This window comes from Kribbella endophytica, assembly GCF_054781295.1.
Map to the genome: position 1 here is coordinate 431,769 of NZ_BAAGUR010000002.1, position 18,794 is coordinate 450,562.

General features: G+C 71.2%; 6 protein-coding genes. 3 read left to right on the top strand and 3 right to left on the bottom strand.

The genetic code is table 11. The features are described 5' to 3' along the window. The first annotated feature begins 142 nt into the window (after positions 1–142). The gene (locus tag ACYVIO_RS20575) at positions 143–12,559 is read left to right on the top strand and encodes an amino acid adenylation domain-containing protein (protein WP_460652457.1); all 12,417 of its coding nucleotides are present in this window, start codon (positions 143–145) and stop codon (positions 12,557–12,559) included. Between the two features lie 634 nt (positions 12,560–13,193). Here ACYVIO_RS20575 and ACYVIO_RS20580 read toward each other — a convergent pair. Together ACYVIO_RS20580 and ACYVIO_RS20585 are read right to left on the bottom strand one after the other, a co-directional pair. Further along, on the bottom strand, positions 13,194–13,736 hold the full coding sequence (locus tag ACYVIO_RS20580; RefSeq protein ID WP_460652458.1) for a hypothetical protein: 543 nt from the start codon (positions 13,734–13,736) through the stop codon (positions 13,194–13,196). 466 nt (positions 13,737–14,202) lie between these two features. After that, positions 14,203–15,117 (bottom strand): ROK family protein, encoded by a 915-nt coding sequence (locus ACYVIO_RS20585; protein ID WP_460652459.1) that lies wholly within the window; start codon positions 15,115–15,117, stop codon positions 14,203–14,205. Between the two features lie 313 nt (positions 15,118–15,430). Here ACYVIO_RS20585 and ACYVIO_RS20590 point away from each other — a divergent pair, with 313 nt between their 5' ends. Next, positions 15,431–15,568, top strand: a complete 138-nt coding sequence (locus ACYVIO_RS20590; RefSeq protein ID WP_460652460.1) for a hypothetical protein — start codon at positions 15,431–15,433, stop codon at positions 15,566–15,568. Positions 15,569–15,615: 47 nt separating this feature from the next. Here ACYVIO_RS20590 and ACYVIO_RS20595 read toward each other — a convergent pair whose 3' ends face one another. Then, the gene (locus ACYVIO_RS20595) at positions 15,616–17,169 is read right to left on the bottom strand and encodes an alkaline phosphatase D family protein (protein WP_460652461.1); all 1,554 of its coding nucleotides are present in this window, start codon (positions 17,167–17,169) and stop codon (positions 15,616–15,618) included. Positions 17,170–17,330: 161 nt separating this feature from the next. On the opposite strand from ACYVIO_RS20595, the gene nagZ reads away from it, so the two are divergent. Further along, the gene (gene nagZ / locus ACYVIO_RS20600) at positions 17,331–18,788 is read left to right on the top strand and encodes a beta-N-acetylhexosaminidase (RefSeq protein WP_460652462.1); all 1,458 of its coding nucleotides are present in this window, start codon (positions 17,331–17,333) and stop codon (positions 18,786–18,788) included. Positions 18,789–18,794 lie beyond the last annotated feature (6 nt).

An 18,794-nucleotide genomic window follows, 5' to 3' on the forward strand; every position in this document is an offset into this window, starting at 1 on the left:
GACTTGGCGCCGCTGAGGTCCACAGCCGTACCCAGCCTGCACCCCGCTCACCCCGCCCGGTGATCGACCGCCAGTACGTCGTACTGGATGGTTTCAATCAGCCTGCTCCGGAGCAGGCTGAGCTGGTGGTGGCTACCGAGTGGTGAGGAACGGCGCGGACCGACCGGCGATCAGCACCGGGCCGGCCCTGATGATCCCGGCCGGGTACCCCCGTGACCTGCCGAGCGCGCTGCTGCGCGCCGCCCGCGACTTCGGCACCGCCGGCGTCGTCGAGATCGGCCCCGACGGCCGCGAGACCCGCCTCGATTTCCCGACGCTGCTCGAGCTCGCCGCCCGCATCCTGGCCGGCCTGCGCGCCAACGGCGTCCGCGCCGGCGACCCCGCGGTCGTGCACTGCACCGAACCCGTCGGCTTCTTCGCCGCGTTCTGGGCCTGCACCCTCGGCGGCATCCGCCCGCTGCTGATCTCCCCGTCACCCGCCGGCGACCGCTCCGAGGAGGGCCGCGAACGCCTCCGCAAGGTCACCGACCTGCTCGGCTGGACCGTCCTGATCGGCCGCCCCAGCGACCTCCCCGACGACCTCGGCCTCCCGGTCCTCGACCCCGACGCCCTCGCCGGCCACGAGCCCACCTCGGACTTCCACCGCCCCGCGGCCGACGACGTCGCCGTACTGATGATGTCGTCCGGCAGCAGCACCGGTACGCCGAAGCTCACGCAGCTGACGCACCGCGGTCTGGTCGAGTTCGCCGCCGGTACGCCGGCGATGCTGCCGGTCCGCCCCGGCCAGGTCACGCTCAACTGGCTCCCGCTCGACCAGAGCGGCGCGTTCCTGCTCTACCACCTGCTGCCCGTCTTCACCGGCTGCACCAACATCCACGTCAACACCGGCTGGATCGTCGCGAACCCGCTGCGCTGGCTCGACCTGATGGACCAGCACCGGGTCAACCACTCGTGGTCCCCGAACTTCGGCTACCGCCTCGTCACCACCGCGATCGCCGGCGAGCCCGACCGCCACTGGGACCTCTCGGCGCTGCGCAGCCTGGTCAGCGGCGGCGAGCAGATCACCGTGCCGGTGATGAGCGAGTTCCTCCGGCTGACGAACCGCTTCGGCGTCGTACCGGAGACCTTCGTCGCCGCGTGGGGGATGACCGAGACCGTCACCGGCATCACGTTCGCCCGCCCCGGCCTCACCCCGAACGTGCACCGCGTCCGCATCCCCCCGACCGGCGTCGTCGAGTGGGTCGACCAGCACACCCCCTCTGGAAAGGTTGCGGTCGCCCGCCCCGGGAAGCCGCGGGTCGACGCTCCCGGCGTACTGAGCCTGCTGTCGGTCGGAGCACCGGCCCCCGGTACGACGGTCCGCATCGTCGGCCCGAACGGCGCCGTACTCCCCGAAGGCCGGATCGGCCAGCTCCAGGTCGCCTCCGCTCGGGTGACGCCCGGCTATCTCGGCAACCCCGAGGCCGACCGCGCTGCCTTCCCGGTCGGCAACTGGCCGGCCCGCAAGTGGCTCGCGACCGGCGACCAGGCGTTCATCGCCGGCGGCCAGGTCGTCATCACCGGCCGCGACAGCGAACGCATCGTCCTGAACGGCGAGAACCACTACGCCCACGAGATCGAAGCCGTCGCCGGCAGCGTCCCCGGCGCCCCCGAAGGCCTGATCGCCGCCTGCGGCATCGCCGACAGCACCACCGGCACCGACCGCCTGATGGTCTTCTACGCCGACGTCCCCGGCGCCCGCCCCGACCTGCCTGACGCCATCCACGCGGCCCTGCTCGACCGCCTCGCCCTGTCGGCCCAGCTCGTCGCGGTCCCCAGGCACCAGTTCCCGACCACACCCGGCGGCAAGATCCTCCGCCCCCTCCTCAAACAACGCTGGATCGAAAACAGCTTCGACCAGTCAAGACCGCTCCGGCCTGCTGGGGCTGCCCCCGCTGGTGCGCCTGGCGCTCCCGGCTCGGCCGGCGCCTCGGGTGCTCCCGGCTCGGTTGGCGCCTCTGGTGTCTCTGGTGCTCCCGCGCCGGCCGATGCCCCTGGCACTCCCGGCTCGACTGGTGCCTCGGGTGCTCTTGCGTCAGCCGATGCCTCCGGCGCTCCGGGTCTCTCCGGTCCCTCCTCCGGCATCCCCGGCGCCTCAGGCGCGTACACGGGCGCCTCGTCTGCTCTTCCGGGTGCCTCCGGCACACCGACCATCGACCCCCTCGACCCGGCCGCGTCGCCCCCGACTTTCGAGGAAGACCCCGCCGAACGCACCATGGAGCTCCCGGTCGTCCGCCTGGCCTGGCGCCGCGAGATCAAGGACTCCATCCCCAAACCCCCCGAACGCCCCACCCTCGGCGCCAACCGCCACGAGGAAGAGGCGAACGAGGACCCCGAGCACGACCAGCCATCGACCTACGGCGAAGCGCCTCTCCAGGCAGACCCCGCCAACCCCCGCGAGACCTCCGAGTCCGACGAGTCACAGTCACTCCCCGACGCCGCTCCCGAGCCGCGCGAGGACTCGGCGTACGACAACCAGGCATCCTCCGACGCCGTCCCTTCCACGCCCCCTGAGTCCATCACCGACCCTCATGCGGCCGCCTCCACCGACGCCGACGGAACCTCGCCCGAGCCGACCCCCGCGGAAGCCTCGGCCGACACCCAAACGGCCGCCTCCACCGGCGCCGATGGAACCTCGCCCGACCCGACCCCCGCGGAAGCCTCGGCCGACACCCACACGGCCGCGGAGCTAGCAGCCGACGGTTCGCCGTCCGAGCCGACCGCACCGAGCACAGACGCACTCCAGTCCGAGGCGCCCCCGTCCGACGCACCCGTATCCGCGTCCGCCGACCAACCCGACGACGAGGCACAGCCAGCCGACCCCCTCACGCCCGCCGCCGGCGACAAGCCCTCCGCCGAGGCAAAGACGGCTGAACCGTCCGACGACGCCCGTCCGTCGGCATCAGCTGATCAGGACGCGCTCGCATCCGACGCACCGTCGTCCGCGGACGACGGCAAGTCGTCCGCCGTCGCGGACGCGGCTGAATCGCCCGACGACGCCCGTGCGTCGGCATCAGCCGATCAGGACGTGCTCGCATCCGACGCACCGTCGTCCGCGGACGACGGCAAGTCGTCCGCCGTGGCGAAGACGGCTGAACCGTCCGACGACACTCGTACGTCGGCATCAGCCGACCAGGACGCGCTCGCATCCGACGCCCTCTCGTCCGCAGACGACGGCAAGTCCGCCATGGCGGACGTGGCTGAATCGTCCGACGACGCCCGTACGTCGGCATCAGCAGACGCGGTGGACCTCCCGTCGGAGGTGACCCCGACCGACGCTCGCTCGGACGCTTCCGCCGATCGATCCCTCGACGAGCAAGCGCCGACCCCCGTCGACCTCGGCGAGGAGACGCCTACCACCGTCCTCCCGCGAGTACAGCCCTCCGAAGCAGTCCGCGTCGAAGCACCCGCCGATGCCCCCGCACCCACCTCGGACGCCGACCCAACCTCCTCCGAGGCGACGCCAGCCGACGCACCTTCCTCCGCGCCCGCCGACGAGTCGACCACCGAAGCGCAGCCGACCGACGCGTCGTCCTCTGCGCCCGCCGACAAGTCCGTCACCGAGGACGAATCCGCCGACGCGTTGTCGCCTGCGTCCGGCGACAAGTCCGCGAGCGAAGACGAGCCAGTCGACGCGCTGTCGTCCGCCGACGACTCCGTCAGCGAAGCCGGCCAGACCGATGCAACCACGGTCGAGGACAGCGAGAAGTCTTCCACCGAGGACAGCGCCAAGCTCTCCGCCGAGGACAGCGCCAAGTTCTCCGCCGAGGACGGCGGCAAGCTCTCGGTCGCGGATCGCGAGGCGTCCTCCACCGCGGACGGCGAGAAGGCCTCTGCCGCGGACGGCGAGAAGCCCTCGGTCCTGGATCGCGAGAAGTCCGCCGCGGTCGGCGACAAGCTCTCGGTCGCGGACGGCGACGAGCCTTCCGCCGAGGTGGCCTCAGCTGACGCTTCCGACGAGACTCGTCCGTCGGCAGACGCAGACGACTCCTCGGCCGAGGAGTCTGCGGGCGAGACAGCCTCGCCGGCAGCAGGCGACGAGTCGCACGACGAGGCACGCCCGACCGACGTCGTACGGGCGGAAGAGCAGGACGTCGTACGGGCGGAAGAGCAGACTGACGGCCTCCCAGCCGAAAGCGCATCCGCCGAGCCCCTGGACGCAGCTGCCGACTCCCGTCAGCAGGCCGCGACAGGTGCCGACGACCACCCGGCCGACGCACCGCAGACCGATGCGCCGCACCCCGAGGCAGCTGACGCCGACGTACCGGCATCGGGTGACACCACCGAGGCTGCCGCCGAACCGACCGGCGGCGGCGAACTGTCAGCCGACTCCGACTCCGACTCCGACTCCGACGCAGCGCAAAGCGGCGCGGCGTCGAGCGATGGGTCTCAGCCTGAGGCGCTTGACGTCGCCGTAGGGACGTCAGCCCGCGCCGACGAGGCAGCCGCCGAACCTGCTGCCGTCGACAAGCCGTCGGGCACGACGGAAACCGCGCAGTCCGTCGCGGCACCAGCTGATGCGGATATCGCGCAGTCCGTCGCGGCACCAGCTGATGCGGATATCGCACAGTCCGTCGCGGCACCAACTGATGCGGATGCCGCGAAGACTGGCACGGCACCAGCCGATGTGGATGCTGCGGAGACCGGCACGGGCCGAACCGAGGAGCCTCAGCCTGCGGCAGCTGATGCCGACGTACCGGCGTCCGCCCGCGCTGACGAGGCAACGGCCGTACCGCCGATCGGCGACGAGCCGTCGGACGAGGCCGAGGCCGCGGACGCGGACGCGGAGAAGCGTCCTGCCGTCGAGCAGGCTGCAGGCGAAGCACGTGCAGACGATGACGCTGCCGAGCCCCTCACTTCCGCGATGGCCACCGCCGACGAACCGCCTGCCGGGGTAGCCCCGGTCGAGGAGCTCGTGGGGGAGCAGCCGTCGACCGAAGGCGCGCAGGCCTCCGCCAGCACGCGACCTGCCGACGACGTACAGCCGGCCGACGACGTGGCCGAAGGTGACGACGAGCGTCCGGCTGACGCGGTACGACGGTCCGACGGTGTGCAGGGAACTGGCGACGCGCATCCGGACAGCGCTGTACGACAGGCCGACGTACAGGGGTCTGACGACGCACGGGCGACCAAGGCGCCGGTATCTGCCGACGAGCCGGCCGACGCGGCTGCGGCCTCCGACGTCGCTCCGACGACCGCGAACGCTGCATCGGCCGAGGGTGCCGTGAAGACGGCGACCGCTGGGGCGGCTGAGGCTGCTGCGTCGGCCGAGCGAGCCACGTCGGCGACGGAAGCCGTAGCCGACGAGGAGGGTGCGTCGGCGGCGGAAGCTGTGGCGGCCGAGGACGCTGGGCCTGCCGAGGATGCGGCGCTGGCTGAGGACGCGGCGCCGGTTGAGGCTGGTGCCTCGGCTGAGGGATCCGCGTCGGCGGCGGAAGCCGTAGCCGCCGAGGAAGGTGCGTTGGCGGCGGAAGCTGTGTCGGCCGAGGAGGCGGCGCCGGCTGAGGACGCTGGGCCCGCTGAGGACGCGGCGCCGGTTGAGGCTGGTGCGTCGGCTGCGGGATCTGCGTCGGCGGGGGATGCCGCGTCGGCGGAGGACACGCAGCGGGCGGATTCGGCGTCGAGCGCGGGGGAGACCTCGACGGTTGACGAGGACGTGCCGTTGGCGACTGCTGGGGCCGGCGACGAGGCTGGTGCGGGTGATGGTGACTCGGCTGTTGAGCAGGTAGAGGACGCGCGGTCGGCGGAGGCCTTGGTTGCCGATGACGAACTGCCGGCAGGATCCTCCGGCGACGACGCCGTCGTGTCGACTGGCGAGGCTTCGTCTGGCGACAACGCTTCGCCGGTAGGTGCGCAGTCGATCGAGAAGGCTTCGTCGGAAGGCGAGGCGCAGAAGGCGGGCGTGACGTCGGCCGAGGTGCCACCGGGCAGCGAGGCCTCGATGGGTGCGAGCGAGGTGCCGGCTGAGGATGCAGGACACCGCGCCGAACTAGAAGGCCCGGCTACGACGGCTGACGTCGTGGAGTCTGCCGAGATGGTCACGTCGGCTGATCTGCTGGAGTCTGGCGACGCGGAGCCGTCGGGCGAGATGGCCGATGACGCGGACGACACAGAGGCAGTGGCCGAGCAGTCGATCGAGGCGTCGGCGGCCGACGACGTACCGGCGGATGAATCGTCTACCGGTGACGGTGATGAGCAGGCAGAGTCTGCGGCTGCTGAAGCGGAGGCCGAGGGCGGCGCGGCTGAGCCCGCCGCTGAAGGGCCGGGGGAGGTTTCGGCGGCGGAGGTAGTTGCCTCTGGCGACGATCGACAGTCGGACGAGCAGGTGTCGGACACCGACGGAGCCGGGGCTTCGGGGCTTGCTGCTGCGCCGATGCTTCCAACTAAGGCGCCTGGCGAGAATGCGGCCGGTGCGAACGGGGAAGACGTAGCTGGGGCTGAGGGAGCTGAGGAAGCTTCTGCGGACGTAGCGGCGGCCGGCGGGCCCGCGGCGACAAGCGGTGGGGCGGCGGCGAGCGGTGGGGCGGCGGCTAGCGCGCCTGCGGCGGCCAGCATGCCTGCGGCGGCTAGCGCGCCCGCGGCGGCCAGCATGCCTGCGGCGGCCAGCACGCCTGCGGCGGCTGCGGCTGCGGTTGCTGGGGACGTCTCCGTGGTGGAGCTCGCCAAGGCCCCCGCCGGCGCAACCAAGGCACCCGCCCACGCCGGCCGAGGTGCCACACCAGGTCAGGTGGCCGAGCCCGTCGCAGTAGTCGGACTGGCCGCACGCCTGCCGGGGGCCGGCGGGTTGGACCAGTTCTGGGACAACCTCGTCAACGGCGTGGAGAGTCTCCGCAGGTTCTCGCCTGAGGAGCTGCGTAGCGCTGGCGATGCCGAAGCGTTCGGCGACGACGAACTGGTCGCGGTCAGCGGTGCGCTGGATGACGTCGAGTCGTTCGACGCCGCGTTCTTCGGGCTCAGCGCCCGCGAGGCGGAGCTGACGGACCCCGCGCAGCGGTTGTTCCTCGAGGTTTGTCAGCAGGCTCTCGAGCACGGCGGGCACGCGGGGTCGTCGTCGAGGATCGGCGTCTTCGCCGGGTCCGGCATGAACTTGTACGGCGCGCAGCCGGGCGAGAACCTCGCGACCCGCGTCGCCTACCGGCTCGGGCTGACCGGCCCGGCGATCGGCGTACAGGCTGCTTGGTCGTCCTCGTTGGTTGCCGTGCACCTCGCATGTCAGGCGTTGCGGAGCGGCGACGCCGACCTCGCGCTGGCGGGCGCGGCCGCCGTACATGTGCCTCAGGCAACGGGTTATCACACCAGTGCCGGATCGATACTTTCCCCGAGCGGGCACGTGAGGGCGTTCGACGCCGACGCCGACGGGACCGTCGGTGGCAACGGTGTCGCGGCGGTGCTGCTGAAGCGGCTCGATCAGGCGATCGCCGACGGCGACACCGTGTACGCCGTGATCCGTGGATCCGCTGTCAGTGAAGGCGATCAGGTCGAGCTCGTCGAGCGCGCGCTGGAGAAGTCCGGTGTCCCGGCCGAGTCGATCAGTTACGTCGAGGCCAGCGCTTCCGGTACGCCGGACGCCGACGCCACCGAGTTCCTTGCCCTGAGCAATGCCTTGCGCAAGCACACCGACAAGGTCGGGTTCTGCACTATCGGTTCGGTCAAGCCGAACATCGGCCACCTGGCCAGCGCCGCGGGCATGGCCGGGCTGATCAAGACGATCCTGATGCTGCAGCACCGCACGCTCGTGCCGACGATCAACTACGACCGGCCGAACGCGAAGCTCCAGTTGGCCGGCAGCCCGTTCGTGATCGGCACACAGGTCGGCGACTGGAAATCCGGTACGCCGCTAAGAGCGGGCGTCAGCGCGATAGATGCCCGGGGCACCAGTGCGCACGTGATCCTCGAAGAGGCGCCGCGCCAGATTCGCCGCGGCGACGACGGTCCCGTTGTACTCGCACTGTCCGCGCCTGACCCGCACGGCCTGAGCGACCTCGCCGAGCTGTACCGCGCCGACTTCGAGGCCGGCACCGGGCACCGCCTGATCGACCTCGCCGGTACGGCGGCGCTCGGTCGCCCGGCCCACCGGCACCGGATCGCCGTCGCGGGCTCGTCGGAGGAGGAGCTCGCGGAGGCGCTCGGATCGGCGATCCCGGCGGAGGTTCCGCGCGGCGGGCCCGGTCCGCTCGGGTACGCGTTCACCGGGCAGGGCGCGGCGCGCCGTGGCATGGCGGCTGGGCTCGCGGCACGGTTCCCCGTGTTCCGTTCGGTGCTCGACGAGTGCGACAAGGTGTACGCCGAGGAGTTCGGCGGCAGCCTGCTCGAACTGCTGCTCACCCCCGCGACCGGGACCGAAGGGGTCTGGCCGACCGAGACCGCGCAGCCGGCACTGTTCGCGTTCGAGCTCGCGCTGGCGAGGCTGTGGGAGTCGTTCGGCGTACGGCCCGCGCTGGTCGTCGGGCACAGCGTCGGCGAGTATGCCGCGCTGTGCGTCGCTGGCGCTTTGTCGACAGCGGACGGCGTCCGGCTGACCGCGAAGCGTGGCGAGCTGATGCAGCGCGGAACGGTGCCGGGGGCAATGGTTGCCGTGCGCGCCGACGCCGACCGGGTCCGCGAACTGGCCAAGACGCCTGGCGTTGAGGTTGCTGCGGGCAACGGTCCGCAGTCGTTCGTGCTGGCCGGGTCCGAGGTGATCGTCGGGCAGCTGGCCGAGCAGCTCGACCGGTTGCAGGTGTCGTGGCAACGACTCGACGTCGATCGCGCGTTCCACAGCTCGCTGGTCGACCCGATCCTGTCCGACTTCGCCGAGATCGTTGCCAAGGTCAAGCTTCGGCCACTGCGCACGCCGATGGTGTCGTCCTGGTCGGGCGAGCTGCTGGAGAGCGGCACGAAGCTTGACGAGGACTACCTGGTCGGCCAGCTGCGCCAGCCGGTGTTGTTCGGTGACGCGGTCGAGGCGTTGACCGCGGCCGGGTGCCGACGGTTCCTGGAGCTTGGGCCGGACGCCGTACTGTCACCGGCCGGTCGTCGGATCGCGCCGAACAGCACCTGGATTCCCGCGCAGCGCCTCGGGCAGGACCCGGTGCTGGCGACGATGAACGGGCTCGCCGAGCTGTACCTGCAGGGCACCGAGATCAACTGGGCGAAGGTGTACGCCGACGGCGGGCGCGTGCCGCTGCCGACGTACCCGTTCCGGCGGACGCACTACCCGGTCGACGTGTTCGCGACCCGGGCGCCGGAGCCGACGCAGGCGAAGGCCGCGCGGGTCGAGGAGCCGGCCGACGATCTGCGTCCGGTCGAGCGGACGAGCGGTGCGCTGAAGCGGATCCCGCTCGATCCGCCGGCCGCGAAGACCACCGAGGTCGCCGCGGAGCCGGAGGCAGCCGAGGAGGAGTCGCCGTTCGCGATCCCGGCCGACGACGTCGACCGCGTGATCGTCGTACCGGCGCAAGCCGCGCCGGTCGTCGAGCAGAAGCCCGCAGCCGAAGAGAAGACCGCAACCGAGCAGAAGACCGCAACCGAGCAGAACGCAGCGGCCGAGGAGAAGCCCGCGGCCGACGAGTCCGGGTACGCCGCGGCCGCCGATCCCGAGGTCGTCGCCGAGCGGTACCGCGAGTCGCTCGACCTGGTGCTCGACCTGACCAGCGAGCAGCTCGGACTCGACCCGTACGACGTCACCGTCGACCACTCGTTCGCCGAGCTCGGTGCCGATCCGGCGTCGATGCAGCGCGTGCTGGACGAGGTGTTCCGCAAGTTCGACGTCGAGGTGAAGGCCGAGGCGCTGTTCGAGGACTTGATCACGCCGCACAAGCTCGCGTCGGCGGTTGCCGCGAAGACGCCGCCGTCGGCGTTCGCCGCGCAGCCGAAGAAGGCGAGGCCGGTGACGCTGAAGCCGGCGCGGATCAGGGTGCTGCCCGAGGTCCCGAAGAAGGAAGAGCCGAACGCGCGCGCTGCGCTCGCGGTGCTCGGGTCGGGCCTCGCGGAGTTGGCGGCGAAGGTTGACGCCGCGGCCTCGGCGACGAGCGAAGCGGACCTGCCTGGTTCGGGCATGGCCGCGTTGATGTCGCAGCAGCTGCGCGTTGCCAGCCAGCTGGTCGACGGTGTCACCAAGCTGATGCACGAGCAGCTCGCGTTGCTGGGCGACGTACCGCAGGTGCAGAGCGGCGTAGAAGCTGGGCAGACCGGTGCGCCGCACGTCGGCGGCACGCCGCATGCCGGCGCGGGTCAGGCTGGAGCGGGCTCGGGCCAAGGCAGCGCGTCCGCGGAACAGAGCGACGCGGCAACCATCGAGGCCGAGCGCGCCCGGCAGCGCGCGGCGATCCAGTACTGGCAGGCCGCGCTGAGCGGCGCTCAGCCGCTCGTACTCCCGGCGGACAAGGCTCGTCCCGAGGCAGCAGCCGGTACGGCGGCGCTGGTGCACGAACTGGACGCCGGGCTCGGCGAGGCCGTGTTCGCGTTCAGCCGGCAGCGTCGGCTCAGTCCGCTGATGACGATGCTCGCGGCGGTCGGCACGGTGCTCGGCCGGTTCGCGGCGCAGGACGACATCACCATCGGCGCGGCCGCGCTGCGCAGCCAGGAGCCCACCCCGCTGCCGCTCAGGATCGACCTGTCCGGCGAACCGGACCTCGGCGAGCTGGCCCAAAGGGTGCGTGAGGCAACGACCGGCGCGTTCGACCACGCCGGCGCCGACCTCGCCGTACTCGAGCAGGACCCGCTCTACCAGGTCCTGGTCGTCTTCGAACCGACCACCGACGAACTGCCGGCCGGCCTGGACCTCAGGCTCACGCTCGCGAACCACTCGCAGGGCATTACCTGTACGGCGGATTACCGCTCCGGCCTGTTCGACGAGTCGACGATCAAGCGGCTGCTCGACTATCTCGAAGCGGTGCTGCGTCGCGCGCTCGCCCAGCCGGCGATGGCGCTGCCGGATCTGATGCTGCCGATCGAGTCCGACCGGCTCGCGCTGCGCGAGCTCGAAGGCGCTGCGCCTGCTAGCGGTCCGGTCGGACGGGTTCGGCGGAACGCGGTGGTCAGCGGTGAGTTGAGCGGGCTGCACACGCTGTTCGAGCAGCAGGTCGCCCGTACGCCGGACGCGATCGCGCTGATTCACGGCGAGCGCGAGATCTCGTACGCCGAACTGGATCGGCGCGCTAATGCTGTTGCCTGGCAGCTCGTTGATCTCGGCGTGAAGCCGGGGCAGCTGGTCGCCGTACGGGTTGCGCGTGGGGCTGAGCTCGTGGTCGGCGTACTGGCTGTGTTGAAGTCCGGGGCTGCTTACCTGCCGCTGGATCCTGGAGTGCCGGAGGCGCGGTGGGCCTTCATGACGGCCGATGCGGGCGCGGTGGCGCTGGTTGGTGACGACGCGGCGCTTGCGGACCGGCTCGGGTTGCGGCTGGTGCCGGTGGTTGCGGCCGACAACGACGTACGGGCTGATCAGGCGCCGCCGGTGAAGGCCGCGGCCGATGATGTTGCCTACTGCATCTACACGTCGGGATCGACCGGGAACCCGAAGGGTGTCGCGGTTCCGCATCGTGGTCCGGTGAACTTGATCCGGCACTACCTGCGGTCGCGGTCGTCGCTGCGGACGCTGCAGTGGACGTCGTTCGGGTTCGACGTGCACGTGCAGGAGATGTTCACCGCGCTCGCGTCGGGTGCCGCGCTGGTGCTGATCGGCGAGGACGATCGGTACGACCCGGACGCGGTCGTTGCCGCGCTCACCGAGCACGGGATCGAGCGGCTGTTCATGACGTTCACGCCGCTGACCGCGCTGCTCGCGACGATGGACGAGATGCCCGAACTGCCGGCGCTGCGCGAGATCGTCGCCGGCGGCGAGGCGATGGTGCTGACCCACGGGATCCGCGACTTCCTCGCGGCGCACCCGGAATGCCTGCTGTACAACGAGTACGGGCCGACCGAGGCGTCGGTGGTGACGACCATCCACCAGGTCGACCCGGCCGAGGACCGGCCGTCGATCGGTCGGCCGATCGACGGTGTCGTCGTGCGGCTGCTGGACGAGGCGCTGCGGCCGGTGCCGGTCGGTGCGGTCGGCGAGATCCACCTCGGGGGAGTAGCCGTTGCCCAGGGCTACATCGGGCGGCCGGACGAGACGATGACGTCGTTCGTGGGCGATCCTTCGATGCCCGGGAGCCGGTTGTACCGGACGCGCGACCTCGGGCGCTGGCGTCCGGACGGGACGCTGGACTACCTGGGACGGGTCGACGACCAGGTCAAGATCCGCGGCCACCGCGTCGAGCCCGGCGAGACCGAGCACGTCCTCGCCGACCTCGACGGCGTCATCGACGCGGTCGTCGTGGCGTGCGTCAACCCGGCTGGTGACACGTGCCTGATCGGCTACGTCGTCCTCGACGATGAGGACCCGGCAGTCCTCGCGCGGCTGATGCTCGAGCTGACGAAGGAACTCCCGATCTACCTGGTCCCCGCGGACCTCATCCCCATCGAGGAGCTCCCCTTGGACGCGGCCGGCAAGCTCGACCGCCGCCAACTCCCCGAGCCAGAGTGGCTCAAGGACTAACAACTACAGGGGTCCCGGGCTCGTGGGCTCCGCCCACCTCGCCCCCGGAAAGGCGGAGAGGGAGAGAGGCCTGTCCTTCTCCGCGGGGCCGGGGCCACAACAAGCCCGCCCCGGGGAGGCTGCCCGTGCGGCCCGCCCCGGGGGAGGCTGCCCGTGCGGCATGCTGGACCGCCGCCGGCTCCCCGAGCCGGAGCGGCTCAGGACTGACGGGCTCGTGGGCTCCGCCCACCTCGCCCCTGGGAAGGGCGGGGAGAGAAGCCAGTCCTCTCCGCGCCGCAACAAGCCCGCCCTGGGCAGCCGGCGCGGCCCGGCGCGAGCCTGATCGCCTACGCGCCTAACGCTTTCCCTCGGCCGGAGCGGCCTCAGCACGCGCGGGCTGGTCGGCCGCATTCGTGCAAGCCTCAGCCCGAGCCGATTCGCCAGATCTGCGAGCACCAGCAGACCGCAGTACGGCGAGCAGCGTGCCGGCGGCGTACCGAACAAAAGACAAACAGCGAGCCCGCCCGGTGAGCACCGGGCGGGCGGTAACAGCGCTGGACGTCGGTTCTGCACCGTGGACGGGGGTGTGAGTTCCGGTGACGGCCCTCCCGCAGTCATCGGCCCACCGTCCGCGGTGCAGAACCCGCGACGATCCTCATCCCTCCTGAGGATCGATCGCACTCACCGCCCGCCGGCGCAGCAGTGCGTAGGCACTGATGACGCAGATGAGCAGCGAGTAAACGGCCCAGACGGATCCGACGTTGCCGAGCTCGTCCCCGTTCCCACGGGATCCGACCGCGACGACGGCGGTGACCGCGACCAGCGCGATCAGTGGGCCGGTCCAGCCCAGCACGCCCATCCGGACCGGCTGCTCGGACTCGGACGGGTCGTCCGGGTCGAGCACGGCGGAGATGGCGCGTCCCCGGAGGGACTCGTGCAGGGCCGCGACGCCGCACGAGGCGGCGACGTTCAGGAGCAGCAGGCGGTCGGCGACCTCGGCGACCGGTACGCCGGCGACGGTGCCGTAGATCACGGCGTACACGTCGACGGGAACCGTCGCGGCGGCGACGCCGAACACGACCAGCTGGAACAGCCGCGGGCGGCGTACCGACGCACGCAGACGGCCGTGAGCGCTGGTGGTGACGACCACCAGCGCGGTGAAGAAGAGTGCGAAGACCACGAGGACGGCGACGTCCATCAAGACCTGTCCCTCTGGTCGAGCGTTGCCCCGGACAACGCTGGTGGACGTGCGTACGAAACTTCCTGAGCCCGCGTGCGCGGCGGAGAGTCGCCTCTCCGCCGCACTCGCAAGCGGTCAATCCCTGGCATGCAGGCCCCCCTGATTGCCCTTGGATGACGTGCCCCCACCCCATCCATCCGTTGCATCGCGTGGACAGGGGTCGCCGTTACAGACTTTTCGGCATTGGCGTAAGAATTGCGCAAAATTGCGCGGGAGATCCCTTTCCGCGCGGCGCAACTGTGTGTAATGCCTGCAGCCGGTGCTGCCGCTGTCACACGCGGTTTCCCGTCGGACTGTCGGACAAAATTCAATCATCCGGGTACGCCGAAGAGCCGCGCCCGCGGCGCGGTCGGATCGGCTCAGGGGAGAGTCGGGCTCAGGCGAGCGGGCTCAGGGGAGGAGGCCGCCCAAGGAAGCAGCCCGCTCAGGTGGTCGCCCAAGCCAACCGAGCAGCACCCAGCAACCCAGCGTTCGCGAGCTGCGCAGGCTCGACAGTCAGGTCCGTGACGAACGGCAGCTGAGCCAACCGCTTCACCCACCGGCTCACCGGGTCGAACAGCACCGGCCCGGCCTTCGCCACGCCGCCGCCGATCACCACCGTCGTGAGGTCGACCGTGACGGCCGTCGCAACGATGCCTGCGGCAAGCGCCTGCGCCCCGTCGTCGAACACCGCGAGCGCGATCTCGTCCCCCGCCGCGGCGTCCGCGGACAGCACCGCCGCATCCACCTGCTCGTCCGTACGCCAGCCGCGACGCTTCGCGCGAGCGACCATCCGCGGCCCACTCGCGTACGTCTCGACGCATCCGTACGAACCGCAGGCGCACGCCTCGCCGTCCAGATCGACCACCATGTGCCCGAGGTGCGCCGCGTTCCCGGACTGCCCGAGCATCGGCTTCCCGTCGACGACGATGCCGGCGCCGACGCCGGTCGAGACCACGATGCCGAGCAGCGTGTCGACCGCCCGCCCCGCGCCGGTCCAGGACTCACCGAGCGCGAAGCAGTGCCCGTCGACGCCGAGCTCGACCGGTACGTCGCCGACCAGCGCGCGGACCCGGTCGACCAGGGGGAAGTTGCGCCAGCCGGTGATGTTCACCGGGGAGACCAGTCCGTGGGTCAGGTCGAGCGGACCCGCCGACCCGATCCCGACCGCGATCGGCGTCGTACCGCCGGCCACCCGCTCGACGAGTTCCGCGAGCGCGCCGAAGACCTGATCGGCGTCGCCGGGCGGGGTGAGGATCCGATCCTCGGTGAGGATCGTGCCGTCGGCGGCCACCAGGGCGGCGGCCATCTTGGTGCCGCCGATGTCGATGCCGAGAACGGTCGCTGAGTCAGCGCTCATGGGCGGGTGATCTGCACTGTCACGGTGATCGGGCTCCGGTCGGTGGCGGTCAGGTCGAGAGACAACGTTATCCGCAAGTAGCTGATACAGCGAGAGGTAACCGCAGCTAATCACGCATGACCACGCCACACCGTGCGCAGATTGCCCCGTCGGGTGCACTGACGGTCACTGACAACGATGGCCTTTGAGAGGACAAAAACAGCCCGCCGTACGCCAGGTGAGCGATTTGTACGGGTGAACTGTACGAGTTGTACCTGGTCGCCGGGACGGGCCGCCCGCAGAGTCGGGGGACACCCACCGAGAGGATCCGACGATGATCAAGCGCCTGCTGGCGACCGCTCTCCTGCTGGCGGCCTTCGCACCCGTGACGGCCACCGTCTCACCCAGCTCCCCGAGCCACACAGTCCTGGCCGGGGACGAGCCCGACGGGCAGCGAGGCGACATGTACTGAGTACGACGAAGGACCGGGCGGACACCGCCCGGCCCTTCGACAGGTGGTCAGCTCAGCTCGAGGCCGGGCCGGCCGGCTTCTACCGTGAAGCTGGCTCGGGTGGAGACGGGGGCTCCCGGCGTACTGACGTACGGGATGACCTTGAAGTCGGCCTGGAGGGTGTCGCGGGTGATGCGGGTCTTGACGTAGCCGCGCTGGTTGTTGAGGAGCTTGATGTGCGGGTTCTCGTCGAGCTGCAGCTGCCCGCCGGCGGGGAAGTCCTGGCCGTCGCCGCCGGAGGTGATCGACGTGGTGACCAGTTCGACGCCGACCGTGCGCGACGAGGGGTCGCGGAAGTCGGCCTTGAGGTCGTTGGCATAGTGCTTGTGAACGTCACCGGTCAGTACGACGGGGTTGGTGACGTGCCGCTGCCGGAAGCCGTCGAGGATCCGCTGCCGCGAGGCGACGTACCCGTCCCAGCCGTCCATGCTGTAGGTGACCGCGGGTCCGGCAGTGAAGTCGCGGGCGCCGAAGAACACCTGCTGCCCGATCACGTCCCACGTCGACGACGACCGGCCGAGACCGTCGAGCAGCCACTTCTCCTGCGCCGGTCCGGTGATCGAGCGCGCCGGGCAGTCCGACGTCGTGTCGTTGCAAGCCTGGTCGCTGCGGTACTGCCGGGTGTCGAGCATGTGGAACGACGCCAGCCGCCCCCACTGGATCCGCCGGTAGATCTGCATGTCGATCCCGCGCGGGATCGAGCTGCGCCGCAGCGGCATCATTTCGTAGTACGCCCGGTACGCCGCCGCGCGCCGCTCCAGGAACCCGGCCTGCCCGGCCGGCGACGGGATCTCGTCGGCGTAGTTGTTCTCCAGCTCGTGGTCGTCCCAGACCACGACCCACGGCGCGACCGCGTGCGCGGCCTGCAGGTCCGGGTCGGTCCGGTACTGCGCGTGCCGGACCCGGTAGTCGGCCAGCGACCAGATCTCCTTGGCCGGCGAGTGCACGCGCGCGCCGGTGCCGCCCGCGCCCTCGTAGATGTAGTCGCCGAGGTGCAGCACCAGCGACGGGTGCTCCTCGGCCATCCTCTGGTACGCCGTGAAGTAGCCGCCGGAGTAGTTCGAGCAGGAGACGAACGCCATGTCGAGCGGGCTCCCGTACGTGCCCGGCAGCGGCGTCGTCAGCGTGCGGCCGATCGCGGAGACGTGGCGCTCGCAGCGGAAGCGGTAGTAGTACTCGCGGCCGGGCAGCAGCCCGCGAACCTCGACGTGGACGGCGTGCGCCGACTCCGGCGTGGCCGATACGACACCGGACCGTACGACGCGACGCATCGCCGGATCGAGCGCGACCTGCCACTGCACCTGGTACCGGCGGCTCGGCATTCCCCCCATACCGTCGGCGGCGAGCGGGTCGAGCGCGAGCCGCGTCCACAGGATGACGCTCTGGTAGTCCGGGTCGCCCGAGGCGATCCCGAGGGTGAACGGGTCGGTGAGCGGCTGCCGCGAGCCGGAGGCCGGCATCGGCGAGCCGACCGCGGGCAGTGACCCGGCCGCGGCGACTGCGGTGGCACCGGCGGCAGTGGCCACCAGCAACGTCCGGCGAGTGATCGGTGTGACGGGCATGGCGGAGCTCCGTAACTGATCGGTGGGATGGATTCCCATCCACCCTGGTGCGCTGCTCCGAACCTCAGATGACGCTGGGAGGTGGCCTTGGTGAACTCACTGGGAGTGAGACATCCCCGGGTCCATTGGCATCCCATGCGTTCGCGCGAGAGGGTGGCGCTATGAGCGACCAACTGGAACGCGACGCCGCCGGCGCCCTGATCGTCGGCTTCACCGGTACCACCGCCCCCGACGACCTCCGCCGAGCCGTCGCGAACGGTCTGGGCGCGGTGATCCTGTTCACCCGCAACGTCGTCGACGCCGACCAGGTGTCCGCGCTGACGACCGCGCTGCGCGCCGAGCGGCCGGACCTGCTGATCGCGATCGACCACGAGGGCGGCGAGTTCAGCCACCTCGCGCCCGCCAACCCCTGGCCGCTGTCCTCGCCGCGTGCGCTCGGCGAGCTCGACGACACCGACCTGACCCGCGCCGCGGCCCGCGACGCCGCCGCGACCCTGGCCGCGCTCGGCATCGATGTGATGCTCGCGCCGTCGGTCGACGTGAACAGCAACCCGGCCAACCCGATCATCTCGACCCGCTCGTTCGGTACGACGGCCGGCGTGGTCTCGCGGCACGGCGTCGCCTTCGTCCAGGGCGTCCGCGACGCCGGGATCGCCGCCTGCCCGAAGCACTTCCCGGGCCACGGCGACGTCGCCGTCGACTCGCACCTCGCGCTCCCGCGCGTCGACCGTTCGATCGAGCAGGTCACTGCCGTCGAGCTCGCGCCGTTCAAGGCGACGATCGAGGCCGGCGCCGACCTGATCATGAGCGCCCACATCGTCTTCTCGGCGTACGACGACCAGCCGGCCACGCTGTCGCGCCGGATCCTGCAGGGGCTGCTCCGCGACGAGCTCGGCTTCGGCGGCGTGATCACCACCGACGCGCTCGAGATGCAGGCGATCACCAGCACCCGGTCGATCGAGCAGGCCGCGGTCGAGTCGATCCGGGCCGGCGCGGACCTGGCGATGATCGCGATCGGTGAGGCCGACCCGCGGGCGCTGACCGCGGAGATTGTCAGTGCCGTCGGCAACGGAACGCTGGACGCGTCGCGCGTCACCGAGGCGGCTCAAAGGGTCCGCGATCTCGCCGCCGACCTGGCGGCCCGGACCCGCATGCCCGGTCTGGACGGCGCCCCGACCCGTGAGGTAGCGGCGCGGACCGTGACCGGGCAGGAGTTCCCGGCGCTCGGCGGTTCGCCGTACGTGGTGGATCTGACGCAGGGGCTGCACCCGGCGTGGAACCCGTACTTCAGCGGGCTGCCCGAGGTCTTCGCCCGGATCGCGCCCGGATCGGCCGGGGTCGTGCTGCGCGAGGCGGACGCCGAGGCGCTCGGTGAGGCCCAGGCGGCGGCGATCGGCCGGCCGCTCGTGGTCGCCGTACAGGACGCTGTGCGTACGCCGTGGATGCGGGCCGCGCTGCAGCACCTGATCGAGAGCCACGAGGGTGACGTGTTCGTGCTCTGCACGGGGATCCCGGAGGATCGCGCGCTGGTGCCGGCGAGCGTGCCGACGGCGGTCACCTACGGGCGGAACCTGGTCGTTCTCGAGGCCGTGACCCAGCTGCTGACTCGCAAACCGTAAATCCTA